The organism is Actinoallomurus purpureus (assembly GCF_024055795.1).
Taxonomy (GTDB): domain Bacteria; phylum Actinomycetota; class Actinomycetes; order Streptosporangiales; family Streptosporangiaceae; genus Actinoallomurus; species Actinoallomurus purpureus.
On sequence record NZ_JAMXMY010000003.1, the window covers coordinates 290,370 to 313,965 of the forward strand.

Consider the following 23,596-nt stretch of genomic DNA (forward strand, 5'->3'; position numbering starts at 1 on the left):
AACCAACCTGCACAAGACCGACCTCCCGGCCTTCCCCCGCCAACCTGCACCCGGCCGACCGCCGGGTCCTTTCACGACGAACCTGCACCCGACCGACCTGCCTACCGGGCCAGGTCGAAGGCGACTTTCACGGTACCCAGCCGTCCGGAGTCGGACGCGTGGTTCAGGGCCTCCCGCCAGCGGGCGAGAGGGTAGGTCGTGCCGACGTATCCGTCCAGCGGGGCCGAGCCGGCGAGTCGGAGCGCGTCGGCGAAGTCGGCCCCGTCGGCGCCGGAGCAGTACGCCCCGACCAGTTCGAGCTCACGGAACCACAGCGGCGTCAGGTCGACGCCGCCGGACGGCATGCCCGACATCACGACCGTACCCCCCGCCCGCGCGAGCCGCAGGGAGGTGTCCAGGCCGCTGGCGCCGCCGGTGCACTCGAAGACGGTGTCGACCCCGCCGAGCAGGAAGTCCGCGCCCATCTCGGGGGTGTGCATCCGCGCGGTGGTGACGCGCCGCAGCGCACGCACGGCCTTGCGGGGCTCGATGACGGCGGTGGCGCCGAGCGCCTTGGCCTTCTCCTTCTGGTGCCCGTGCTTGGCGATGACGTACACCGCGCCGACCTCCGTGAGCTCCCGCAGGGCCAGCAGAGTGAGCAGCCCGACCGTGCCCGCGCCGATGACCACGGCGGTGGAGCCCGGCTCGATCGGCATGCGGCGCACCGAGTGGATCGCGCAGGCGAGCGGCTCGGCGAGCACGGCGCGCTCGTCGGGCAGGTCCTCGGGCACCACGTGCAGCTGGCTGGCGTGCGCGACCAGCTGACGGCTCCAGCCCCCGCCGGTGTCGGCGCAGGTGCCGGTCTGGATTCCGGCGGAGATGCGGCCGGCCGTGATGTGGTCGCAGCGGCTCTGGTGGCCGGAGGCGCACCAGCGGCAGGGCTCCATGCCGCGCACGGCGCACGACAGGACCGGGTCCATGACGACGCGGCTGCCCTTCGGGATGCCGGGCAGGTCGTCCATGGTCCGACCGACGATCTCGTGGCCGGGAACGAACGGCATCGACGTCATCGGCGAGAGGTACGGCGAGGAGTGGCCGGTGAGCAGGCTCAGGTCGGAGCCGCAGATGCCGGACAGGATCGGCGTGACGCGGGTCCAGCCGTCGCCGGGCAGCTCCTGCGCCTGGCGGTTGACCAGGCGCAGCGGCGCGACGTTTCCGGCGACCATGCCGCTCAGCCGGCTCCCCACGCGGGTGGAGGTCAGGCCGCGGGCGGCCACGAACCGGCTCGGCGAGCGGTGGTATTCGAGCGAGAGGATCATCGGGCGGACCTCGCTCCCACGGTGTCGATCAGCACGTCGCCCCGTCCACGGGTATGGGCACCCCACTCTTGGATGCGCCAGTGCTTGCGCTTGGCATGGCGGTACAGCGAGGGGTCCGGGTTGACCGCGTTCGGGTTGCCCACGGCCTCCAGCAGCGGCCGGTCGGAGTAACTGTCCGCGTAGGCGTACGACTGGGACAGATCCAGGCCCGTGTCCTCGGCGTGGCGGCGCAGCCAGGCGGCGCGCGCCTCGTCGACCAGCGGCGGCGCGTCGAGGTACCCCGTGAGCACGCCGTCGCGGGCGTGCATGCGGCTGGCGACGACCTCGTCGAACAGCGACGCGAGCGGCTCGACGAACACGTCGATCGTGCCGGTGATCAGGATGGTCTTGTGGCCCGCCGCGCGGTGCGCCCGGATGCGGCGGACCGCCTCCGGCATGACCCGCTGCAGCACGGCCTCGCCCAGCACGTCGTCGACCAGGGACCGCAGCTCGGCGATGTCGGCGCCCTCGTAGCGCCGCAGGAACGCGCGCACGAAGTCGCCGCGGTCGCGGCGCTCGGCCCGAAGGTAGCGGGGGAGCGAGCGGGCCAGGTCGGCGAGCTCACCGCTCCACCGCGAACGCGGCAGCGACGACAGCCGCGCCCACAGGTACGACTCGATGAGGTTCGAGGCGATGATCGTGCCCTCGAGGTCGAAGACCGCCGCGACGTCGGTGCGCTCGGGCAGCACCGGGTCGGCGGTCTTGCGGCCGCCGCCGCGGCTCTTGGAGAAGCCGCGCATCAGCTCGGTCACGCTGGGGGAGTGCACCTCCTGGAGGTAGTGCGCCCAGTCGATGATCGACGGGTCGAAGCCGTACTCCTCGACCCGCTCGGGCGGCACGGCCCGGTGCAGCGCGTGCGTGCGGTTGTCCTCGTAGATGACCTCGGCCTGGGTGTAGGCCTGGTAGAGGTCGGCGTAGCGGCGCAGGAAGTCCAGGTTGGTCTGCTGCCGGTGCACCGACGTCATCCAGTCGCGGGTCTTGGCGGACGCGGGCAGCCGCAGCAGCGCCCGCTCGGCCGCCGAGGTGGCCCGCTCGCTGCCGCTCAGCATCATCTCGACCTGCCGGCTGCCCGGGAACCGCCACTGCGGCACCCGGATGTGGCCGCGCTCGCCGGCCGGCATCGGGTGGCGCCGGAAGTAGTCGCGGACGTTCTCGTACAGGCCGCGGAAGGACAGCGGGTTGCGCGAGCCGGAGCCCACGTGGAAGTAGCCGGTCTCGCCGCGCTCGGGCGGCGTGGCCGCGACGGCGATGGTGGCGTTGACCACCAGGTCGACCGGGATGATGTCGACGACGCTGTCGGGCAGGCCGGGGAACTCCGGCAGGACGCCCCGACCGTACGCGATGATCAGCGGGTCGGCCATCTTGTAGCCGTCGATCCAGCCTGGGTACGGGTGGCGCAGGGAGCTCTCCACGATCGCCGGGCGGACGATCGACAGCCGCCGCTCGCCCCACATCTCCTCGGCCGCGCGCTCGCCTTGCGCCTTGGTGAAGGTGTAGACGTCCGGCCAGCCGAGGCTCTGGGCGCGCGCCCGGCCGTAGTCGACGAGCCGGTCGGTCACCCACTCCTGCCGGGCCTCCTCGGCGGCCGACACCACCGACTGCGGACCCGCCTTGCGGTGCTCGCTCTGTGCCCGCGCCATCGACTTGCGCAGCACCTCGGGCCGCCGCGAGTCGCGCTCGACGTCGGCGCGGGCGGCCAGCGCCCCGGCCATCTCGGTGCGCCAGTCGACGGTGTGGTCCAGCCGGGCCTCCGGCACGACGCCCTTGCGGACGCCGGCGACGTAGGCGGTGGAGACGTGCACGACGTGCGGGTCGGCGCCGGCCTTGTGCAGCGCCTCGTACAGGGTCACGACGCCGGAGACGTTGGTGCGGAAGGCCTCGTCGATCGGCGGGTCGAAGGACACCGTGGACGCGCCGTGGATGACCACGTCGATGTCGGAGGGGAGGGTCACCCCGCCGAGGTCGCCCTCGATCACGGTGACCCGCTCGGCGGCGATGCGGCGCAGCTCGTCATCGCCGATGCGCTCGCGCAGCGTGCGGAAGACCGGCTTGCGCAGCAGGCCGTCGAAGCGGCGCTGCGCGGACGTGCCGCCCCGCGGCCGGATCAGCACTGACACGCGTACGCCCGGATGCGCGGACAGCAGTTTCTCCAGCGTCGCCTGGCCGAGGAAGCCGGTGGCGCCCGTCAGGAGAACGTGGGAGCCGTCAAGAGACGGAAAGTCGTGAGGTCGGTCTGGCGCCATCCGCTGAGTCTCTCCGATCGTGGGCATGAGCCGTCCCGGCCGCGAACTGACAGGGGAAACCCTAACGGTTCGCAGGCACCGCACAAACGGCCGGGCGGGTCACCCGGCGTTCATGTCGCCGACATCCCACCGTCCGGGCCCCTCGGGTCAGCGGCCGGAGGCGGCGAGCCGGTCGTTCATCGAACCGGATCGGAACACCTCGATGTGGACGGGCGCGGCGGCGAACCCGGCCTCGCGGATCGCGGCGCTCACGGCATGGTCGTCGCGGGCGCGCTCGACCAGGTCGGAATCGATCTCCAGGCGCACGGCATCGCCGAGGTCACGGACCCGCAGGTCCCGGAGCGCGCCGCCGAACAGCGCGCGCACGGCCGTCTCCGCCCGTTCGATCCGCGCCAGCCGCGCCGAGGTCACCTCGATGCCGTACGCGACGCGGCTCGCCATGCAGGCCGCGGCCGGCTTGTCCCACACCGGCAGGTCCCAGTGCCGGGCGATGGCCCGCACCGCCTCCTTGTCCAGGCCCAGGTCGGCCAGTGGCGTACGGGCCCCGCGCTCGGACGCGGCGCGGATGCCGGGCCGGAACCCGGCGACGACGTCGGAGGCGTTCGTGCCGGTCGTGATGGTCGAGAAGCCCAGGTGGTCGGCGAGGGCGTTCGCGGTGTCGAGCAGGACGCTCTTGCAGAAGTAGCAGCGCTGCGGGCCGTTCTCCCGGTATCCGGGCACCTCGAGCTCGGAGGTGGCCGGCGTGTGATGGGTCACGCCCAGGTCCGCGCAGAACTCCCGTGCCGCGTCGAGCTCGGCGGCCGGCAGCGAGGCCGACACGGCGGTGACGGCGGCCACCCGGTCGGGGCCGAGCGCGCGGGCCGCCGCCGCGAGTACGACACTGGAGTCCACACCGCCGGAGAACGCCACGAGTGTTCTGCCGTAGCCTGCCATCTCGGCCAGCAGTTCGTCGGAGAGGACCACCACGTCCACCATGCAACCCCGATCCGTTGAGGAACGACTCTCATGACGGTATCCCAGCCGAACGGCGTGACCGATCTGGGCTTCGCGCGGCTCGACGTCGACCGCGCCGCCCGGACCGGGGACCCGGAAGTGGTCTTCGGCCAGGGGAAGACGCCCGATCAGATCGTCACCGCGCTGCGCGCCCTGCATGAGGCCCACCCCGACCGCGCCGTGCTCGCCACCCGGCTGTCGGAGGAGGCGATCACCGCGTGCGTGGAGCGGCTGCCGGACGCCGACGTCGACCCCGTCGGCCGCACGGCGGTGCTGGGCACCGCCGAGACACGGGGAACCGTCGCCGTCGTCGCCGCGGGCACCTCCGACCTGCCCGTCGTCCGCGAGTGCGCGACCACCGTGCGCGTGTTCGGGGCCGAGCCCGACGAGATCGTCGACGTCGGTGTGGCGGGCCTGCACCGGCTCCTGGCCCAGCGCGACCGGATCGCCGAGGCCGACGTCGTCGTCGCGGTCGCGGGCATGGAGGCGGCCCTGCCCTCGGTGCTCGGCGGGCTCGTGGGCACGCCCCTGATCGCCGTGCCGACGAGCGTGGGCTACGGCTGGAATCTCGACGGCGTCACCGCCTGGCTGGCCACGGTGAACAGCTGCGCCCCCGGCGTGGTCTCGGTCAACGTCGACAACGGCTTCGGCGCCGGCGTCGCCGCCGCCCGCATCGCCCGCCGCACCGCTCAGGCGCGCCCATGAGGGCCGAACGGTCGCCGTCGTACGCCGCACGTGAAGGGAAGGCCGTCCGATGAGGACCCTGTGGGTCGACGCGGGCAACGGCGCGGCCGGCGACATGCTGCTCGCCGCGCTCGTCGACGCCGGCGCCGACCTCGACGCCGTACGCTCCGGCCTGCGGGGCCTCGCCGTCGAGCCCGTGGACGTCGAGGTGACCCAGGTGCGCCGGCACGGGCTGCGCGCGCTGTACGCCGACGTGCGCGCCCCGCACAGCGACGTCTCCCGGAACCTCGCCGACGTCACCGCGATCCTGACGGCCGCCGCCCTGCCGGAGGAGGCGCGGGAGTTCGCCCTCGCCGTCTTCGAGCGGCTCGCCCGCGCGGAGGCGCGCGTGCACGGCGTGGGCGTCTCGGAGATCCACTTTCACGAGGTCGGCGCGCTCGACGCCATCGCCGACGTCACCGGCTGCGCGCTCGCCCTGCACGGCCTCGGACTGCTCGGGCCGGCGACCCGGATCGTGTCGCCGGTCGCGGCCGGCTCCGGGGTCGTCCGCGCCGCGCACGGGCCGCTGCCCGTCCCGGTGCCCGCCGTCCTGGAGCTGCTCACCGAGGCGGGCGCGCCGCTGCGCTCGCACCCCGCCGCGATGGAGCTGTGCACCCCGACCGGCGCGGCGCTGCTCGCCACGCTCGCCACCGACTGGGGCCCGGCACCGGACTGCGTGCCGCGCGCCACGGGCACCGGTGCCGGCCGCGCGGATCCCGACGGTCACCCGAACGTCCTGCGGGTCCTGGTCGGCGAGGTCGAGGTCCCGTCCGGCTGGGCGACCGCGGAGATGCGCCGGGTCGACACCACCGTCGACGACCTGGACCCTCGCCTGTGGCCGGACGTCCTGGAGGCGCTGCGGTCCGCCGGCGCGGCCGACGCGTGGTGCGCGCCCGCGCTCATGCGCAAGGGCCGTCCGGGCCAGGTGCTGAGCGTCCTCGTCGACCCGGAACGGCTGGACGCCGTGTGCCGCGTCGTGTTCGAGCAGACCACGACGCTGGGCGTGCGGATCTCGCCGGTGGAGCGCCGCTCCCTGCACCGCGACGAGATCACCGTGAGGGTGGCCGGAGGCCCGGCCGTCGGCGTCAAGCGGGGGTTGCTGAACGGCGAGGTCGTGACCGTGCAGCCGGAGTACGACGACGTTAGCGCCGCCGCGGCGGCCACCGGCCGTCCCGTACGGGATGTGCTCGCCGAGGCCGCGAGGCGGGCGGACGAAGGCGACCGCGCCTCCTAGCGCCGCGGCATCGCCGCGATCATTCGCGGTTCTGCCGTTGTTCTCCGTCGTGCCCAAGACGGGCTACTTCCCGGACTTCCTCACGCCGATGGAGGGGCTACTCGGCCTCGAGGCCGGGATCGAGGCCATGTGCCGCGTCCCGTCCCGGCGTCTCGCCGCGGAGTTGGAGCGGCTGGGCGGCGAGAACGATACGGCATCCTGGCTTCGCGCCCTGGCCGAGCGCGGCACACGAACGCGGGCGGAGCTCGGCGAGAGCTTCCGGACCTACCACGAGGCCGCTCTCCGCCCGTACTGGGCCGACATTCGATCCCGCGTCCACGTCGATCGGGCGCTGCGAGCCCGGCTGTTACGAGAAAAGGGGACCGACGCTCTCTTGGGCGGTTTCGCCCCCTACATGCGCTGGCGAGCCCCGGTTCTGGAGGTGGACTATCCGGTCGATCAGGAGTTGCGTCTCGGTGGACGCGGAGTGCTTCTCATCCCGTCCTATTTCTGCTGGGGACATCCGGTCTCGCTCGCCGATCCCGGACTCTCGCCGACCCTCGTCTACCCCGTCGAGCACGATCCCGAGTGGCTCGCCCCGGCGTCCTTGTCCGACCGCCCCGACGCGGCGCTGGCGCGGAGCCGCTCGTCTCGCAAAGGCCCTACCAGTTAGAGGAGTCGGCCACTACGTGGCTGAAGTCCCCGTCACGTAGCGGGCGGGAGGGGCTGACAAAGTGCAGCGACCCTCCGTCTCCCCACTCGAATTCTCTAGTGCTTGAGAGCTCGAGAATGTGAGTGAACTCCTCTTCGGGCCGCATGCTGGTCTGCAGGCATGAGCCGCCTCCCAGCGTCGGCCAGCCGAAGCATTGGTGACTACGGTCGTCGTACAGGGGCTGCCGGGACGTGTAGTCGGCCCAGGCCGGACCGAACCTCTCTTCGACGAACAGGCCCGGCATCGCCCCGTAGATGCCTTCGGCGGCGTGGGGCCCCAGATCCAGGCCATTGAGCGCCGGGTCGTCCGTGAAGTCCGGAAGCGTGATCCCGGGCGCGGTGTCCAGCGGAATCGAGGAGAAGGAGATCGCGCGCGCCGGTCCGTGCACCTCGGCGGCGTAAGCGGGGTCCGCCGGAACGATTCGGCACGTCAGCGGATTGCCCAAGCCGGGAAGCGCCGCCAGATACGGCTGCACCTCCGGGTCGTCCAGATCGAAGATCTCCAGGAAGAAGAAGTTGAGCAGGCTGGGAGGACCTGGAAGGCTCGCGCCGGCCCAGGGGCCGAGTTGTGCTGTGTCGATCACTGCGAGCAGGCTGAGCGGATAACCCTCATACTCAGGCCACGCGGTACCGGGATCGAGCAGCGCCGGGCCGCCGAGCCGGGACCGTCCGGGCGGTGACCCGTTCGTCGCCGGGATGAGGGCGGAGGCGGGTTCGGCCAGTGCCGCCAACTGCGTCCCGACATGCTCTCCCAGGTGCTCCACGCACAACGCGCGAAGTTCGTCCAGCGCCTCTTCGAGGTCCATGAGCTGATCATGCCGGGTTTTGTGATCGGGAGCACCTTAAGATCGATGCAGATCGCACCCGTCCCGACGGGCCCCGGGCCGCCTCGTTCGGCGGTGTCTACTGAGCGTGCAATTTTCTTGCCTCAGAAGACAGCCGTGGAAGGACGCCCTGCACGGCCCGCGTGATTCGCCGCAATCGTCGGCTTCTGTTGCCCGCCCTACCCGCACGCCGGGCGGATCCGCGCTCCCTGACCGCGGATCCCCGGAGTCGATCGTCTAGGCGTCTGCGAGAACGGTGACCTCGACACAATTACCGCCGTTCTCACTGCTGCGCGCGGACTTACGCCATTCAACGCGGCTCAGGTCCATCTCTCCGCCACCACCTTCATGATGAGGTCGATCGACTCCTGCTGTGACAAGGTGAAAGTCCGGATGGACTCCCATAGGTCCGACAGAACCAGGATGTCCTCCCGGTTGCTCGTGACCATGCCACGGATGGGTGTTTCCACGTAGGCTACCTCGCCGCCGTCGACGGTAGCGAGGGTGAATGCGCCACTTCGGTGTGGATTTGTGGTGGCAGGAACGACTTGAATGGTGACGCGTGGCGATGCGCGGGCGACCAGATGTTCCAGCTGTGTGCGCATGGCGGCTACATCCCCGACTTGGCGGTAGAGGACCATCTCATCGATGATGCAGCGCAGGGTGGGAGGGTTGTCGCGGGAGAGGATCTCCTGGCGCTCCAGTCGGGCGGCTACGGCAGCCTCGTCTCCGTTCAGCAGCGCGCGGGCGTACTCCTCGTGCTGCACCAGGCCTGGAACGATGGATTGCTCGAACGAGCGGAGGATGGTGGCGGTGCGTTCCTCGTCGAGCCAGGGGCGGAACCAGCCGGGCGGGGTCTCCTCGGTAAGTAGATCGTGGAGGTCCATGAGGACCCCGTCGGGCAGGCCGAGTGCCTTCTCGACCAAGCGGACGGCCTGGCCTTTGGGGCGAAGCTGCCCGGTCTCCAGGTTGCTCAGCCAGCCTTCGGAGTAATTGACCCGTTGGGCGAGCTGCGCCTGCGTGAGCCCGTCGGCCTGCCGGTAACGGCGTATCGCCGCGCCGAGTTTGATCAGCGTGGGGCTGGGGGGATTGCCCACTTGCCACCTCCGTGCCGGAGTTCAGTTTCCTTCAAGAACTTCTCGGTCGAGTTTCGTTGTTCGTGATCCGTATTCGAACGTGTACGCATTGTAGTCGGCGCACGGCATTGTTGGGGGCCCAACGGATACGACGGGAGAACGGCGTATGACATCCCGCGAAATGACCGGGCTGAGAATTCTCGGAGAGATGCACATGCCCGCTGTGGCGTCGGAGGTCGGGGGAATGCGGCGGCGGTCGTACGACACGCTCGTACCGGCCTACGAGGCGATCGCCGACGACGTCGTGCTCCTCGCCTGTGAATTGGCGACGAACGCGGTCCGCCATTCCGGCTCCACCACCGTGACCATCACGCTCGTTGTCCTCGCCGACGCCATTCGTGTGGAGGTCGCGGACGACGGGAGCTCCGGTCGGGTCCCCCGGATCGCGGACGCGGGTCCGGACGCGACCGGTGGGCGCGGGCTGCGCATGGTCGACATCCTCACGGGCGGCCGGTGGGGCACCTACACGAGCGACGCCGGACGCGTCGTGTGGTGCGAGACGGCGTTCCCCGAGCCTCGCACCGTACGAGAGGAGCCGACGGCGTGACGCCGGAGGAGCGGCTCCAGCACTCGCTCGAGGAGTACCACGCGGTGCTCGACTCGATGCGGTTCACCGGGGCGTCGCAGGTCGCGGAGGTCCAGCAGCTGCAGATCCTGGTCACCAAGTACCCCGACCACGCCCGGCATTTCCTGGCCGACCTCGACCGGTCCGGCCAGGGAGGCCGCCACCGGGCCGGCAAGGGTAGGCGTCCGACATAGGTTCGACGCGTTCGTGTCCCGTGAGAAGACGCTCCACGCCAATCCCGGCCGCCGCGGATGCGCTCGCCTTGGCGTCGTTGTTGACGCCCGTTTCCGGGCGAATCCGGCGACCTGCCGTCAACAGCGGCGGCAAAGCGGCAACGGCGGCGGCAAGGTGGCGTCGCCCTGCCGCCGCCACCGCCGCCGCACCGCGACCTATCCGGGTTACGGGACGTATTCGTAGCCGGACCATACGGTGCCGCCGCGCCAGGCGGCGCCGTCCCGGTGATGGAGCGCCCGATGGGAATCGGGGGCGAGGTTCTGTTGTCTCGGGTTTCAGACGCTTCGCGGGGGACGGTCCTTGCGGGCCGCCGGGTGTAGGCGTGAGGGTGCGCACATGACAGAACAGCAGGTCAGTGGCGGCGCGCGCGCCGCCGGCGGGCACCCGGAGGGTGGTGCCCTCGGGGTCGAGCGGCGGTCGATCGACTTCGTGCCGCCCGAGGAGCGGCACGGGTCGGTGCGGAGTCTGTTCACCGTGTGGTTCGGCGCGAACATGCAGGTGACCACCGCGGTCACGGGCGCCCTGGGAGTGATCCTGGGGTTGCCATTGCCCTGGGCGATCGTCGCCCTCACCCTCGGCAACCTGCTCGGCGCGGTGTTCATGGCGCTGCACTCGGCGCAGGGACCGAAGCTCGGCATTCCGCAGATGATCCAGAGCCGGGCGCAGTTCGGGTTCTACGGGGCGATCGTTCCGCTGCTGCTCGTCGTGCTGATGTACGTCGGGTTCTTCGCCACCAGCGCCGTGCTCGGCGGTTCGGCGCTCGCGGGCTGGTGGGGGATCGGCCGGACGCCCGCCACGATCATCGTGTCCGCCCTCTGCACGGTCCTCGCCGCCTACGGGTACCGGCTCATCCATCAGTACGAGCGGTGGATCAGTCTCATCGCGGCGGTCGGATTCCTCTACCTGACGTACCGGCTGCTGACCGGGCACCACGTGGGCCGGGTCTGGCACTCCGGGCACGTCGGCGCGGGCACGTTCCTGCTGGTCATGGCGATCGCCGCCACCTGGCAGATCACGTATGCGCCGTACGTCGCCGACTACTCGCGCTACCTGCCGGAGACGACCTCGGTACGGGCGGCGTTCTGGTGGACCTATGCCGGAAGCGTGATCGGCACGGTGTGGATGATGGCGTTCGGCAGCGTCTGCGCCGCCGTGGCGGCCAAGTCGTTCGAAGGCGGCTCGGTGTCGTTCGTCGTCGGCCTGGCCGGCCCGCACTGGGCGTTCTCGCTGATCATCGTGCTGGGCATCATCGCGGTGAACGTGCTGAACCTGTACGGCATGTTCATGTCGGCGACGACGACCCTGACGGCGCTGCGCCCGATGCGGATGAACCGCGGCGTCCGGCTCGGGTTCATCGTCGTGGCCGCCGTCGTCGGCACGGTCGTCGCGCTCGCGGCGAGCGCCGACTTCCTGGACAACTTCGAGAACTTCATCCTTTTCTTGGCGTACTTCCTGATCCCGTGGACGGCGATCAATCTCGTCGACTTCTACTTCGTCCGCAAGGAGCGGTACGACATCGAGGCGATCTTCCGCCCGGACGGCGTGTACGGCGGGGTCAACTGGCGGACCATCGGCGCGTACGTCATCGGCGTCGCCGTCGAGGTGCCGTTCGTCAGCTCGACGTTCTACACCGGGCCGCTCGTGAAGCACCTCGGCGGCGCGGACGTCTCCTGGATCATCGGCCTGATCGTCGCCTCGGTGCTCTACTACGTCTGGATGCGCCCGGTGGCCCGCCTCGCCGGCGACGCAGCCTGACGGCGCGTCGTCGGCCGGGACATCGTCATCGGCTCAGAGCGGGCGAGGCCTGACCGGCACACGCCGACCCGGCGGGCGCGGCGGCGGTGGCCTGGTCCACGACGGACAGCAGTTCGATCAGGCGCCGGCGATCGTCGCCGGAGAGTGGCGCGAACAGGTCCTCGCTGGCCTGCCGCCGGGCTTCGCGCATCCCTTCGCGTACTGCGAGGCCCGCGTCGGTGAGGTGAAGGCGGATCGCGCGCCGGTTCTCCGGATCGACGGCGCGATGGACCAGCCCGGTCTGCTCGAGCGCGTCGACCACGGTGGTGACCGAGCGGGGAACGACGCCGAGCCGCTCGGCCAGCTCCGTCATCCGCAGCGGCTCCTCGCTACGAGTGATCACCCGCAACGCACGCTCCTGGGCCGGAGTGAGGCCGAACGGGGCGAGCCGGGACAGCTGGGCCCGCCGCAGGCGCTTGGTCAGCCGCTGGAGCAGATCGGCCAGCTGCGCCGACGACTCCTCTTGATCCATGGCTCGATCGTATCAGGATGTGACTCAAACTGAGTTAGGCTCATTGTGAGTGTTACTCTGTTTTGGTCGGCATCGCCCTCGATCGTGCTGTGGAGGCGCCTGTGAATGTCCCCGTACGCAAGCACGGCCTGCCGCTCCCGGAGCGGTCTCACCTCGACGGCTCCGGGCCCCGGGCGGCGCGCGAAGGGTCGGCGGCGAACCGGGACGGCGGCGGCGCCCGCGAGGATCCGAGCCCGCCCATCGCGGAGACGGGCCCGTCGGCACGCGTTCCGCTCCGGCGGGTCGTACGCCTGTTCCGGCCCTACCGGTGGAGCCTGGCCTTCGTCGGCCTGCTCGTCCTCACGTCGTCGTTGGTGTCGCTGGTCAACCCGTTCCTGATCCGCCAGGTGATCGACGTCGCCCTGCCGCGGCAGCGCGTCGGGCTGCTGGCCGTCCTGGCCATCGGCATGATCGTCATTTCGGTGGCGAACAGTTCGTTCAGCGTCTCGCAGGCGTACGTGTCGACGAAGGTGGGCCAGCGGGTCATGCATGACCTGCGCACCGGTGTGTACGCGCACCTACAGCGCATGTCCCTGGCCTTCTTCACGCGTACGCGCACCGGCGAGGTCCAGTCGCGCATCGCCAACGACATCGGTGGCATGCAGGCGACGGTGACCACCACCGCGACCACGCTGGTGTCCAACCTCACGACCGTCGTCGCGACCGTCATCGCCATGGTGGTCCTGGACTGGCGGCTGACCATCGTCTCGCTGGTCATGATGCCGGTGTTCGTGTGGATGAGTCGCCGCGTCGGCAAGGAGCGCCGCCGCATCACCGGCCGGCGGCAGCGGCAGCTCGCCACGCTGGCCTCGATCGTCCAGGAGTCCCTGTCGGTCAGCGGGATCCTGCTCGGGCACACGATGGGCCGCTCGCGGGCGCTCACCGATTCCTTCGCCGCCGAATCCGCCGTGCTGTCCGATCTCGAGGTGCGCGCGAACATGGCGGGCCGGTGGCGGCAGTCCATCATCCAGATCGTCATGTCCTCCATGCCCGCGGTGATCTACTGGGCGGCCGGCCTCACCGGGCGGGACGGCCACATGATGATCTCCATCGGGACGCTGGTGGCCTTCACGACCCTGCAGCAGAGCCTGTTCCGGCCCACAGTGCAGCTGCTTCAGGTCGGCGTGGACCTGCAGAGCTCACTCGAGTTGTTCGGCCGCATCTTCGAGTACCTCGACCTGCCCGTCGACATCGCCGAACCTCAACACCCCGCGGGCGTCGGCGAGGTCCGCGGCGACGTGGGGCTGCGCGCCGTCGGATTCCGCTACGCGGGGGCCGAGCGGGAGACGCTGCGCGACATCGACATCACCGTCCCGGCCGGGAGCACCCTCGCGATCGTCGGCGAGACGGGATCCGGGAAGACGACCCTCGGTTACCTGGTCCCACGCCTGTACGACGTGACCTCGGGCAGCGTGGCCATCGACGGCGTCGACGTACGCGACCTGTCCTTCGACACCCTCAGCGCGGCGGTGGGAGTCGTCTCGCAGGAGACCTATCTCCTCCACGCCTCCGTCGCGGCGAATCTGCGGTTCGCCAAGCCGGACGCGACCGATGAGGAGATCGTCACCGCGGCCGAGGTCGCGCAGATCCACGAGCACATCGCCGCGCTGCCCGACGGCTATGACACGCTGGTCGGGGAGCGGGGATACCGATTCTCCGGCGGAGAGAAACAACGACTCGCGATCGCGCGCGCCGTCCTGCGGGACCCGCCCATCCTCGTCCTCGACGAGGCGACCAGCGCCCTCGACACCCAGACCGAGCAGGCCGTGCAGCAGGCGATCGACGCGCTGTCGGCCGGGCGTACCACGATCACCATCGCGCACCGGCTCTCGACCATCAGGGATGCCGATGAGATCGTGGTCCTCGACCGCGGCCGGATCGCCGAGCGCGGCACCCACGAGGAGTTGCTCGCCCTCGGCGGCCAGTACGCCACCCTCGTCGACCGCGACGCCGAGACCGGTCAGGTGATTCGTTCCGCCCGAGGCGAACGGGAAGATCCACCAAGCCCGCGCCGGACCGGCGATGGGGCGGGCTGCGATTGCGGGCCGAGCGGGTCAGGACGGTGTCGTGGCCGCGGGTGAATCGGCTGAATCGGTGGGTTGTGCCTGCGGGGCAGAGACTTCCGCGGGCTTGGAATTCACCAGCCACAGGCCGGTGAACACGGCACTGGCCAAGGTGACGGCGCCGGCCGCGACGAAGGCGCTGCCCAGGCCGGCCTCGAAGGACGCGCCACCGGATTCCCGGGTGCGCACGATGGCTCCGAGCACGGCCACGCCGAGTACCGCACCGATCTGCCGGGTGGTGCTGCTGATGCCCGAAGCGAGGCCTCCCTCCTGCGGGCTGACCGCCTGGATGGCGGCGCCGGTCAGCGGGGACATGGTCAGAGCGAAACCGATGCCGACGACCGCCAGCCGCCACCACACGTTCCCGTAGCCGGTGTGCTCGTGCACGAAGCCCAGCGCCAGCAGCCCCAGCCCGGCCAGCGCCAGGCCGATGGTGACCACGATCCGGAAGCCGTACCTGGCGGCGAACCGGCCCGCGTACGGGCTGACGACCACCATGCCGAGGGAGGCGGGCAGGGTCTGCAGGCCGGCGCGCAGAACCGAACTGCCCTGGACGTACACGAAGAACTGGGAGAAGAAGAAGGACGAACCCATCAGCGCGAAACCCACCACGACCATCGCCGTGTTGGCCATCGTGAACAGTCGCTGCCGGAACAGCCGCAGCGGCAGCATCGGCGTCGAACGACGTCCTTCGACGGCGACGAAGACGGCGAGGATCACGACCGCGGCGGCGAAACTCCCCAGGATCACCGGCGAGGTCCAGCCACGGGAGCCGCCCTCGATCAGCCCATAGGTCAGCGCACCCACGCCCAGGACGGACAGGACCGTCCCCGGGATGTCGATCGCCGGCGCGCTGGGATTGCGGGACTCGCCCAGGATGCGCAGACCGGCCAGCAGCAGGACCGCGCCGATGGGCACGTTGACGAGGAAGATGGCGGGCCAGCCGAAGGCGTCCACCAGAATGCCACCGGCCAACGGTCCGGCGGCCAGGCCGATTCCGCTGAAGCCGGCCCACAGCCCGATCGCCTTGACTCGTTCTTGCGGAACGGGATACGCGGCGGCGAGCAGGGCCAGCGAGGCGGGGCTCAGCGCCGCGGCCCCGATGCCCTGCACCACCCGTCCGATGATCAGCCAGCCGATCGAGGGCGCGACGGAGCACAGCACGGACGCGACGGTGAACACCGCGACGCCGGCCAGGAACATCCGTTTGCGGCCGAAGCGGTCCGCGAAGACGCCGCCGGACAGCAACAGCATGGCGACCAGCAGGACGTAGGCGTCGACGATCCATTGCAGACCGGTCAACTGGGTGTGCAATCGCTGCTGCATGTCGGGCAGCGCCGCGCCGACAATGGTGCTGTCGAGCAGCACCATGAACTGACCCAGGCAGGTCACTGTGAGCAAGGCTGCCCGGTTCGATCGAATGCCTACGGACACAGGTGGTCCCTCCGAGCGCTCGAGATGCGGATGCCCGGGGACGATAGTTCCATAATCCCGAACTGTCGAACGGTGGGGTATCGTCGAGGCATGCGACCGCTCCCCCAGCCCCCGCGCGAGTCACTGACACTCGCGTCAGTACTCCACGCGCTCGGTGATCCGGTGCGCTTGGAGTTGGTGCGGCGGGCCTGGGCCAATCCCGAGTTGACCTGTTCCGTTCTCGCCGACGGTTTGGATGTGCCGATGTCGACGCTGTCCAATCACTGGCGGATCCTGCGCGAGGCCGGGCTGATCAGCATGACCGTCGACGGCCGACACCGGCGGATCCGGCCACGCGCCGACGATCTACACGATCGCTTTCCGGGTGTGCTCGATCCGATCCTGCGCCTCGGTACGGCCGAGTCATTGAACACCGGCCTGCTGTAAAGGTTTCGGCCTGCGCTGAAAGAACTCTGGGTGCGGCCGTCGTCGTCGGCCTGGCCGCTGTACACGATGCGGTGGATCGTGGACCGGCCGACGCCGTACTCGCCCGCCAGGTCGGCCAGGGACACCTCGCCGACGGCATACCGGCGGCGGATCGACCGCTGCGCGGACTCAGGGAGCTTGGGCTGTCGGCTCGGCACTGGGGGACGCGCGGGCGGGGTGGCCCCCGAGGACACCCCGCCCGCACGATCGAGAGCGGCCGTCCGCACGCGGCGGACCGCCGGAGAGAAGGGTCAGGAGGCGGCTCGTTCGGTGAACAGGCCCGGGACCCGGCGGCGGGCGGCGTCCGCGGCGGTGTCGTCCACCTGGCGGCGGGCGTCCCGCTCGGCCTCGACCTGCCGCACGTAGTTATCCGTCTCGCGTTTCACCGTCTCGTCGTTCCAGCCCAGTACCGGTGCGACGAGTTCGGCGACCTCGGCCGCGGCGGCGGCGCCCTGGTCCCGCTCCTCGATCGCGGCGCGGGTGCGGCGGCGCAGGACGTCCTCGACGTGCAGCGCGCCCTCGTGCGACGCGGCGTACACCGCCTCGGCCTTCAGGTAGTCCGTGGCCGCGTCGATCGGTTCGCCGAGAGACGGGTCTCGCTCGATGAGCTCCAGCAGTTCGTCGACGCACGCGCCGTACCGGTTGAGAAGGTGCTCGACGCGGGCGACGTGCAGGCCGCTGCGCCGGGCGAGGCGGTTCCGCTCGTTCCACAGCACCTCGTAGCCGACGGCCCCGATGAGCGGCACCCGGTCGGTGACGGAGGCGGGGACGACGGTGGGCAGGTCCTCGGCCGCCGCGTCCACGGCGTCCTTGGCCATCACCCGGTAGGTGGTGAACTTGCCGCCGGCGACCACGGTCAGGCCGGGCACCGGCTGGGCGACCGTGTGCTCCCGGGACAGCTTGGTCGTGTCGTCCGCCCCGCCGGAAAGCAGGGGACGCAGCCCGGCGTACACCCCCTCGATGTCCTCGGGGACCAGCGGGGTGCGCAGTACCGCGTTGACGTGCTCGAGGATGTAGTCGACGTCGGCCTGGCTGGCGGCGGGCTCGTCCTTGTCCAGGTCGTAGGCGGTGTCGGTGGTCCCGATGATCCAGTGCCGGCCCCACGGGATGACGAACAGCACGCTCTTCTCCGTGCGCAGGATCAGCCCGGTGTCGAGCCGGATCCGGTCGCGGGGGACGAGGAGATGCACGCCCTTGGACGCCGTGACCTTGGGACCGCCCCGCGCGTCCGCCAGCCGGCCGGCGTCGTCGGTCCACACGCCGGTGGCGTTGATGACGTGGCGGGCGCGTACGGTCAGCTCCCGGTCGTTCTCCAGGTCGCGGACCCGCGCCCCGACGACGCGGTCCGCCTCCCGGAGGAAGCCGACCGCGCGGGCCCGTGTCAGCACGGAGGCGCCGTAGGCGGCGGCCGTACGGGCCAGCGTCATCGTGAAGCGCGCGTCGTCGACCTGCGCGTCGAAGTACTGGATCGCGCCGACGAACGTGTCGCCGCGCAGCGCCGGGGCGATCTTCAGGGCGCCGCGGTGGCTCAGGTGCCGGTGGCGGGGCATCGCCCGGGCCCCGCCCATCGTGTCGTACAGCCCGACGCCGGCGCCGACGTAGAACCGTTCCCACATCCGGTGCTTCAGCGGGTACAGGAACGGCACCGGGTGCACGAGGTGGGGGGCGAGGCGGTTCAGCAGGAGGCCGCGTTCGCGCAGCGCCTCGCGTACGAGGCCGAAGTCGCGCTGCTCCAGGTAGCGCAGTCCGCCGTGGATCAGCTTGCTGGACCGGCTGGACGTCCCGGCCGCCCAGTCCGCGGCCTCGACCAGCGCGACGGACAGGCCACGTGACACGGCGTCGAGCGCGGCACCGGCGCCCACGACTCCGCCGCCCACGATCAGCACGTCGAACTCGTCGGCCGCCACGTCGCGCACGGCCTGTGCGCGGTAGGCCGGTCCGAGGGATACGGCTTTCACGTTCGGTTCTCCTCCGAGGTCGGATGCGGCGAGATGGTGTGGAGCAAGGGTCACCATCCCGGCCGCGAGATGGGGGGAAGGGCGTCTGCGGGGGCCGGGCGCCGGGGCGGTACGAGGGGCACCACCCCGGCCGCGAGGTCGGGGGAAGGGGCGTCTGTTGAGGTCGGGCGGCGGACAGAGTGGCACCGGGGGCACCACCCCGGCCGCGCTCTGGCGGAAGGGGGCGGGCGGCGGACGGGGCGATGCCCGGGGGAGCGGGGTGCGGGGGTGCACCGCTCCGTCCGCCGCGAGGGCAGGGTCTAGTCGACGTCGACCCAGTCGAGGGTCCGGGTCACGGCCTTCTTCCAGCCGGCGTAGCCGCGTTCACGTTCCTCCTCGCTCCAGCGCGGCTCCCAGCGCTCGGCCTCGTTCCAGTTCTGCCGCAGCTCGTCGGTCGAGTTCCAGAACCCGACGGCCAGGCCCGCGGCGTACGCGGCGCCGAGCGCGGTGGTCTCCGCGACGACCGGCTTGGAGACCGGAACGCCGAGGACGTCGGCCTGCAGCTCCATGCACAGGCGGTTGGCGGTCACGCCGCCGTCCACCCGCAGCACGTCGAGCGCGACGCCGGAGTCCTGCCGCATCGCCTCGACGACGTCGCGGCTCTGGTAGCAGATCGCCTCGAGGGTCGCCCGCGCGAGGTGGGCGTTGGTGTTGAAGCGGGACAGTCCGACGATCGCGCCGCGGGCGTCGGAGCGCCAGTACGGGGCGAACAGGCCGGAGAAGGCGGGCACGAAATAGACGCCGCCGTTGTCCTCGACCTGCCGGGCCAGTGCCTCGCTCTCGGCGGCGCCGGAGATGATGCCGAGCTGGTCGCGCAGCCACTGGACCGCCGACCCGGTGACGGCGATGGAGCCTTCCAGGGCGTACGTCGGCCGGTCGTTGCCGAACTGGTAGCAGACGGTGGTGAGCAGCCCGCTCTTGGAGCGCACCAGCTCGTGGCCGGTGTTGAGGAGCAGGAAGTTGCCGGTGCCGTAGGTGTTCTTCGCCTCGCCGACGCCGAAGCAGACCTGCCCGACGGTCGCCGCCTGCTGGTCGCCCAGGTCGCCGGTCAGCGGCACCTCGCCGCCGAGCGGGCCGAGGATGCGGGTGACGCCGTAGTAGTCCGGGTTGGACGACGGGCGGATCTCCGGCAGCATCTGCCGGGGGATGTTGAAGAACGACAGCAGCTCGTCATCCCAGTCCAGCGTCTCCAGGTTCATCAGCATCGTGCGGCTGGCGTTGGTGGGATCGGTGACGTGCACGCCGCCGTCGACACCGCCGGTGAGGTTCCACAGCAGCCAGGTGTCGGTGTTGCCGAAGATCGCCTCACCCGCTTCGGCCGCCTTACGCACGCCGTCGACGTTCTCCAGGATCCACTGGATCTTGCCGCCGGAGAAGTACGTCGCCGGCGGCAGCCCGGCCTTCTGGCGGATCACGTCGCCATGGCCGTTGCGCTCCAGCGCCGACGCGATGCGGTCGGTGCGGGTGTCCTGCCAGACGATCGCGTTGTAGTAGGGCCGCCCGGTGACGCGGTTCCACACGACCGTGGTCTCGCGCTGGTTGGTGATGCCGAGGGCGGCCAGGTCCGTGGCGCGCAGGTTCGCCTCGCGCAGGCCGGTTTCGACGACCGCCCGGGTGCGCTCCCAGATCTCGGTCGGGTTGTGCTCGACCCATCCGGGGTTCGGCAGGATCTGGTCATGCTCGAGCTGGTGCTTGGCCACCTCGTTCCCGCCGTGGTCGAAGATCATGAAACGGGTGCTCGTGGTGCCCTGGTCAACCGCTCCGACGAAGTCGGCCATGGGTATCGCCTTCCTTCTCGTCCATTTCGGGCCGTCCGGCCGGCCGCCGAGGGCGTCCGGCCGGACTGTGTCGTTGTGCCGCGCGGAGGCGGTCAGGCCTTCTCGAGTTCCGCGTCGGTCGGTATCCGGCCGGGTTCCGTAGCCTCCTCGGAGGGCAGGAAGCGGCCGACGAGCACCTGGTAGAGGCCCGCGCCGAGCACCGCGCCGATGAGCGGGCCGACGATGGGCACCCAGAAGTACAGCCCTCCGTACTGGTCGCGGAACGCGGTGCCGTACCCGGTGAAGAACGAGGCGAGACGCGGCCCGAGGTCGCGCGCCGGGTTGATCGCGTAGCCGGCGTCGGTGCCCCACGCCATGCCGATGGCCACGACGATCAGGCCGACGATGAACGGTGCGAGGTTGGCGGCGGGGGAGGAGTTGCGCAGGTCCGTCACGGCGAGGATCAGGAAGAGCAGGATGGCGGTGCCGATGATCTGGTCGCGGAGGGCACCGCCGGTGTGCACGGGCAGCGCGCCGTTGCCGGGCAGGGTCGAGAAGACGCCCTGGGTCTTGATGGTGTGACCGGGGTCCAGCTTGGCCAGGACCTCGCTGTAGTTCCAGCGCACGATCAGCGCCGCCGCGAACGCGCCGACCAGCTGGGCCAGCGAGTACGGCAGGACCTTGCGCCAGGAGAACCCCTTGAACACCGCCAGCGCGACGGTCACCGCGGGGTTCAGATGCGCGCCGCTGATCCGGCCCGCGACGTACACGCCCAGCGTGACGCCGAGGCCCCAGGCCCAGGCGATGCTGTCGTGGTCGCCGATCCCGCCGGCCACGACCTGCGCCACCACGCCTGTGCCGAACAGAATGAGCACCATGGTGCCCGCGAATTCGGCGGCCAGTTCCCCGGCCAGCCCGGGGATCTTGAGTCGCTCTGCCACGTCTCCTCCTTGGGGACGATGCCCAGCTCGGGGGCACCGTAGACACCGTCCGCGAGGAGGCTGCGAGCTTCCTCGCGACTGTCGGGACGCTAAGTCGCCCGCAGGGCCCGGTCAACAGACATGTGCCGACATTGTCGAACCCGCGCCGAACGCTGGTCGGCTTCCTCTGGGGCGACTAGTGTCGGCCGCAGTGACGCAATTCACAGATCACACCCGAATACCCCGGCCTCGCCGTCAAATGGGCGGCCAGGGGAGTGAAAAGTGCCGACATTGTCGAATAGGTGCCGACTTGGCTACCATGGCCTACGTGCCAGGTCCGGTGCAGTCCATCGAGCGAGCCGCCGCGATCCTCCGCCTGCTCGCCCGTGGTTCCGGGCGTCTCGGGGTCAGTGAGATCGCGGGCTCTCTCGGGCTGGCCCGGGGCACCGCCCACGGACTCCTGCGGACCCTCCAGGGCGTCGGCTTCGTCGAGCAGGACGAGGAGACCGGCAAGTACCAGCTCGGCGCGGCCCTGCTCCACCTCGGCACGAGTTACCTGGACGTCAACGAGCTGCGCTCCCGCGCGATCAACTGGGCAGACGCCCTCGCCGCCCGCAGCGGTGAGGCCGTCCGGATCGGGACCACACTGGACGGCAAGGTCCTCGTCGTCCACCATGTCTTCCGGCCCGACGACACCCTCCAGGCCCTCGACGTGGGCGCCCTCCTTCCGGCGCACGCCACCGCGCTGGGAAAGGTGCTCCTCGCCTATGACGCCAACGCCATGGCGGCCCTGCAGGACACCCCGCTCGAACTCTTCTGCCGGCGGACCATCACCCAGCCCCGCGAACTCGGCCGGGCGCTGGTCGAGGTACGGGAGATGGGCTGGGCGGCCGAGGTCGAGGAGTTCACCGTGGGTGAGGCCGGCCTGGCCGCGCCGATCCGCGGACAGGGCGGCCTGGTCGTCGGCGCGATGGGCATCTCGGGGGCCGTCGAACGCCTCTGCGATCCGAGGGGCCGGCCGAAACCGACGCTGGTGACGTACGTGCGCGACGCCGCGCGCGCCGTCTCCCGAGACCTTGGGGCCTCCCGCTGGTGAGCACCGCCAACGGCGCCCGGAACGGCAGGACACGATGGTAGAGCGTTATGTGATGTCCGTTGACCAGGGCACGACGTCGACGCGCTGCATCCTGTTCGACCACGGGGGGCGGCTCGTCTCGGTCACCCAGCGAGAGCACAAACAACACTTCCCGAAACCCGGCTGGGTCGAGCACGACGCCATGGAGATCTGGCGGAACCTCGAGCGGATCGCGCCCGAGGCCCTCTCCCACGCTGGCGCCACCCCCGACCAGGTCGCCGCGCTCGGCATCGCGAACCAGCGGGAGACCACGGTGCTGTGGGACCGGCATTCCGGCCGGCCCGTCGGCCGCGCCGTCGTCTGGCAGGACACCCGCACGGATTCCCTCGTCGACGAGCTCGCCGCCCGCCCGAACGCCGACATGGTCCGCGAGCGGTGCGGGCTGCCCCTCGCGACGTACTTCTCGGCCACGCGCGTCCGCTGGCTCTTCGACCACACGCCGGGCCTGCGCGAGCGCGCCGAAAGCGGCGACGTGCTGTTCGGCACGATGGAGAGCTGGCTCATCTGGAACCTCACCGGTGGGCCGGACGGCGGCGTGCACATCACCGACGTCACCAACGCCAGCCGCACCCTGCTGATGAACCTCACCACGCTCGCCTGGGACGACGACCTGCTCGCGTTCTTCGACGTGCCGCGCGCCATGCTGCCGGACATCCGCCCCTCGACCGAGACGTACGGCCGCGCCAGCCGCGTGCTGCCCGGCGTGCGCATCGCCGCCGCGCTCGGCGACCAGCAGGCCGCGCTGTTCGGCCAGACCTGCTTCGCCCCCGGCGAGGCCAAGTGCACGTACGGCACGGGCAGCTTCCTGCTCCTCAACACGGGCACCGAGCCGGTCCGCTCCACCCACGGCCTGCTCACGACCGTCGGCTACCAGATCGACAAAGAGCCGGCGGTGTACGCCCTCGAAGGCTCGATCGCCATCACCGGCGCGCTCGTCCAGTGGTTTCGCGACGGGCTCGGGCTGATCGCCAGCGCGCCCGAGATCGAGACGCTCGCCCGCACGGTCGAGGACAACGGCGGCTGCTACATCGTGCCGGCGTTCTCCGGGCTGTTCGCGCCGTACTGGCGCAGCGAGGCGAGGGGCATCATCGTCGGCCTGACCTCCTACATCACGAAGGGACACCTGGCGCGCGCGGTCCTGGAGGCGACCGGCTGGCAGACCCGCGAGGTCGTCGACGCGATGAACGCCGACTCCGGGCTGGCGCTCAAGGCCCTGAAGGTCGACGGCGGCATGACCGCCGACAACCTGCTCATGCAGTTCATCGCGGACGTCCTCGACGTCCCCGTCATCCGCCCCATGGCGGCCGAGACGGTGTCCCTCGGCGCGGCGTACGCCGCCGGGCTCGCCGTCGGCTACTGGGCCGATCTGGAGGGGCTGCGCCGCAACTGGCACCGGGCCGCGCAGTGGCTGCCGAGCATGGACCCCGGCCGCCGCGAGACCGAGTACGACTGCTGGAGGCGGGCCGTCGAGCGCACCTTCGACTGGATGAAGCCCGGGAACACGTGACCCGAGGCCCGGGAGTACGTGACCCCGAGGCGCG

General features: G+C 70.9%; 21 protein-coding genes. 10 read left to right on the plus strand and 11 right to left on the minus strand.

All coding sequences use genetic code 11. The features are described 5' to 3' along the window. Positions 1 to 101: 101 nt before the first annotated feature. From NE236_RS09140 to larE, 3 genes are all read right to left on the minus strand, one after another. Positions 102 to 1,298: a zinc-dependent alcohol dehydrogenase gene (locus NE236_RS09140; RefSeq protein WP_252841424.1), complete on the minus strand. Its 1,197-nt coding sequence runs from the start codon at positions 1,296 to 1,298 to the stop codon at positions 102 to 104. Next, a complete protein-coding gene (locus tag NE236_RS09145; RefSeq protein ID WP_252841425.1) occupies positions 1,295 to 3,580 on the minus strand; it encodes an HAD-IB family hydrolase in 2,286 nt (761 codons plus the stop codon). The genes NE236_RS09140 and NE236_RS09145 overlap by 4 nt, the downstream gene beginning before the upstream one ends. A 147-nt stretch (positions 3,581 to 3,727) precedes the next feature. Next, positions 3,728 to 4,555, minus strand: coding sequence for an ATP-dependent sacrificial sulfur transferase LarE (larE, locus tag NE236_RS09150; RefSeq protein WP_252841426.1), 828 nt, complete (start codon positions 4,553 to 4,555; stop codon positions 3,728 to 3,730). A 30-nt stretch (positions 4,556 to 4,585) separates the two neighbouring features. On the opposite strand from larE, the gene larB reads away from it, so the two are divergent. From larB to NE236_RS09165, 3 genes are read left to right on the plus strand one after another with little or no spacing between them, the layout of a single operon-like run. After that, a complete protein-coding gene (gene larB / locus NE236_RS09155) occupies positions 4,586 to 5,278 on the plus strand; it encodes a nickel pincer cofactor biosynthesis protein LarB (RefSeq protein ID WP_252841427.1) in 693 nt (230 codons plus the stop codon). A 49-nt stretch (positions 5,279 to 5,327) separates the two neighbouring features. After that, the gene (larC, locus tag NE236_RS09160; protein WP_252841428.1) at positions 5,328 to 6,530 is read left to right on the plus strand and encodes a nickel pincer cofactor biosynthesis protein LarC; all 1,203 of its coding nucleotides are present in this window, start codon (positions 5,328 to 5,330) and stop codon (positions 6,528 to 6,530) included. Positions 6,531 to 6,567: 37 nt separating this feature from the next. Then, the gene (locus NE236_RS09165; RefSeq protein ID WP_252841429.1) at positions 6,568 to 7,182 is read left to right on the plus strand and encodes a DUF5937 family protein; all 615 of its coding nucleotides are present in this window, start codon (positions 6,568 to 6,570) and stop codon (positions 7,180 to 7,182) included. On the opposite strand, the gene NE236_RS09170 is transcribed toward NE236_RS09165, so the two are convergent. From NE236_RS09170 to NE236_RS09175, 3 genes are all read right to left on the minus strand, one after another. After that, positions 7,172 to 8,026: a DUF1963 domain-containing protein gene (locus NE236_RS09170; RefSeq protein WP_252841430.1), complete on the minus strand. Its 855-nt coding sequence runs from the start codon at positions 8,024 to 8,026 to the stop codon at positions 7,172 to 7,174. The genes NE236_RS09165 and NE236_RS09170 overlap by 11 nt on opposite strands. A gap of 255 nt (positions 8,027 to 8,281) precedes the next feature. Next, the gene (locus NE236_RS45000; RefSeq protein ID WP_372494283.1) at positions 8,282 to 8,374 is read right to left on the minus strand and encodes a DUF397 domain-containing protein; all 93 of its coding nucleotides are present in this window, start codon (positions 8,372 to 8,374) and stop codon (positions 8,282 to 8,284) included. Continuing rightward, positions 8,365 to 9,141 carry a helix-turn-helix domain-containing protein gene (locus tag NE236_RS09175; protein WP_252841431.1) on the minus strand — a complete coding sequence of 259 codons (777 nt, stop codon included), beginning with the start codon at positions 9,139 to 9,141 and terminating at the stop codon, positions 8,365 to 8,367. Before NE236_RS09175 ends, NE236_RS45000 begins: the two co-directional genes overlap by 10 nt. A gap of 145 nt (positions 9,142 to 9,286) precedes the next feature. Here NE236_RS09175 and NE236_RS09180 point away from each other — a divergent pair, with 145 nt between their 5' ends. The 3 genes from NE236_RS09180 (at position 9,287) to NE236_RS09190 (ending at position 11,734) form a co-directional block, all read left to right on the plus strand. Beyond that, entirely contained in the window at positions 9,287 to 9,727 is a 441-nt protein-coding gene (locus NE236_RS09180) for an ATP-binding protein (RefSeq protein ID WP_252841432.1), read from the plus strand. After that, the gene (locus NE236_RS09185) at positions 9,724 to 9,939 is read left to right on the plus strand and encodes a hypothetical protein (RefSeq protein ID WP_252841433.1); all 216 of its coding nucleotides are present in this window, start codon (positions 9,724 to 9,726) and stop codon (positions 9,937 to 9,939) included. The genes NE236_RS09180 and NE236_RS09185 overlap by 4 nt, the downstream gene beginning before the upstream one ends. A 376-nt stretch (positions 9,940 to 10,315) precedes the next feature. Next, entirely contained in the window at positions 10,316 to 11,734 is a 1,419-nt protein-coding gene (locus NE236_RS09190) for a purine-cytosine permease family protein (protein ID WP_252841434.1), read from the plus strand. Positions 11,735 to 11,759: 25 nt separating this feature from the next. Here the strand turns inward: NE236_RS09190 and NE236_RS09195 are convergent, their stop codons facing one another. Beyond that, entirely contained in the window at positions 11,760 to 12,245 is a 486-nt protein-coding gene (locus tag NE236_RS09195) for a MarR family winged helix-turn-helix transcriptional regulator (RefSeq protein ID WP_252841435.1), read from the minus strand. Positions 12,246 to 12,346: 101 nt separating this feature from the next. Between NE236_RS09195 and NE236_RS09200 the strand changes: the two genes are divergently transcribed. Beyond that, entirely contained in the window at positions 12,347 to 14,365 is a 2,019-nt protein-coding gene (locus NE236_RS09200) for an ABC transporter ATP-binding protein (RefSeq protein WP_308209071.1), read from the plus strand. On the opposite strand, the gene NE236_RS09205 is transcribed toward NE236_RS09200, so the two are convergent. Continuing rightward, positions 14,339 to 15,739, minus strand: coding sequence for a DHA2 family efflux MFS transporter permease subunit (locus NE236_RS09205; protein ID WP_252841436.1), 1,401 nt, complete (start codon positions 15,737 to 15,739; stop codon positions 14,339 to 14,341). The two genes, NE236_RS09200 and NE236_RS09205, sit on opposite strands and share 27 nt — an antisense overlap. A gap of 204 nt (positions 15,740 to 15,943) precedes the next feature. Between NE236_RS09205 and NE236_RS09210 the strand changes: the two genes are divergently transcribed. Then, the gene (locus NE236_RS09210; protein WP_252841437.1) at positions 15,944 to 16,207 is read left to right on the plus strand and encodes an ArsR/SmtB family transcription factor; all 264 of its coding nucleotides are present in this window, start codon (positions 15,944 to 15,946) and stop codon (positions 16,205 to 16,207) included. A 290-nt stretch (positions 16,208 to 16,497) separates the two neighbouring features. On the opposite strand, the gene NE236_RS09215 is transcribed toward NE236_RS09210, so the two are convergent. The 3 genes from NE236_RS09215 to NE236_RS09225 all read right to left on the minus strand — a co-directional run bounded on the left by NE236_RS09215 (position 16,498) and on the right by NE236_RS09225 (position 20,941). After that, a complete protein-coding gene (locus NE236_RS09215; protein ID WP_252841438.1) occupies positions 16,498 to 18,204 on the minus strand; it encodes a glycerol-3-phosphate dehydrogenase/oxidase in 1,707 nt (568 codons plus the stop codon). Between the two features lie 299 nt (positions 18,205 to 18,503). Next, positions 18,504 to 20,021 (minus strand): glycerol kinase GlpK, encoded by a 1,518-nt coding sequence (glpK, locus tag NE236_RS09220; RefSeq protein WP_252841439.1) that lies wholly within the window; start codon positions 20,019 to 20,021, stop codon positions 18,504 to 18,506. Positions 20,022 to 20,113: 92 nt separating this feature from the next. Next, on the minus strand, positions 20,114 to 20,941 hold the full coding sequence (locus tag NE236_RS09225; protein ID WP_252841440.1) for an MIP/aquaporin family protein: 828 nt from the start codon (positions 20,939 to 20,941) through the stop codon (positions 20,114 to 20,116). 307 nt (positions 20,942 to 21,248) lie between these two features. On the opposite strand from NE236_RS09225, the gene NE236_RS09230 reads away from it, so the two are divergent. Next, positions 21,249 to 22,016 carry an IclR family transcriptional regulator gene (locus NE236_RS09230; protein WP_252841441.1) on the plus strand — a complete coding sequence of 256 codons (768 nt, stop codon included), beginning with the start codon at positions 21,249 to 21,251 and terminating at the stop codon, positions 22,014 to 22,016. 34 nt (positions 22,017 to 22,050) lie between these two features. Next, positions 22,051 to 23,562 (plus strand): glycerol kinase GlpK, encoded by a 1,512-nt coding sequence (gene glpK, locus NE236_RS09235; RefSeq protein WP_252841442.1) that lies wholly within the window; start codon positions 22,051 to 22,053, stop codon positions 23,560 to 23,562. Positions 23,563 to 23,596 lie beyond the last annotated feature (34 nt).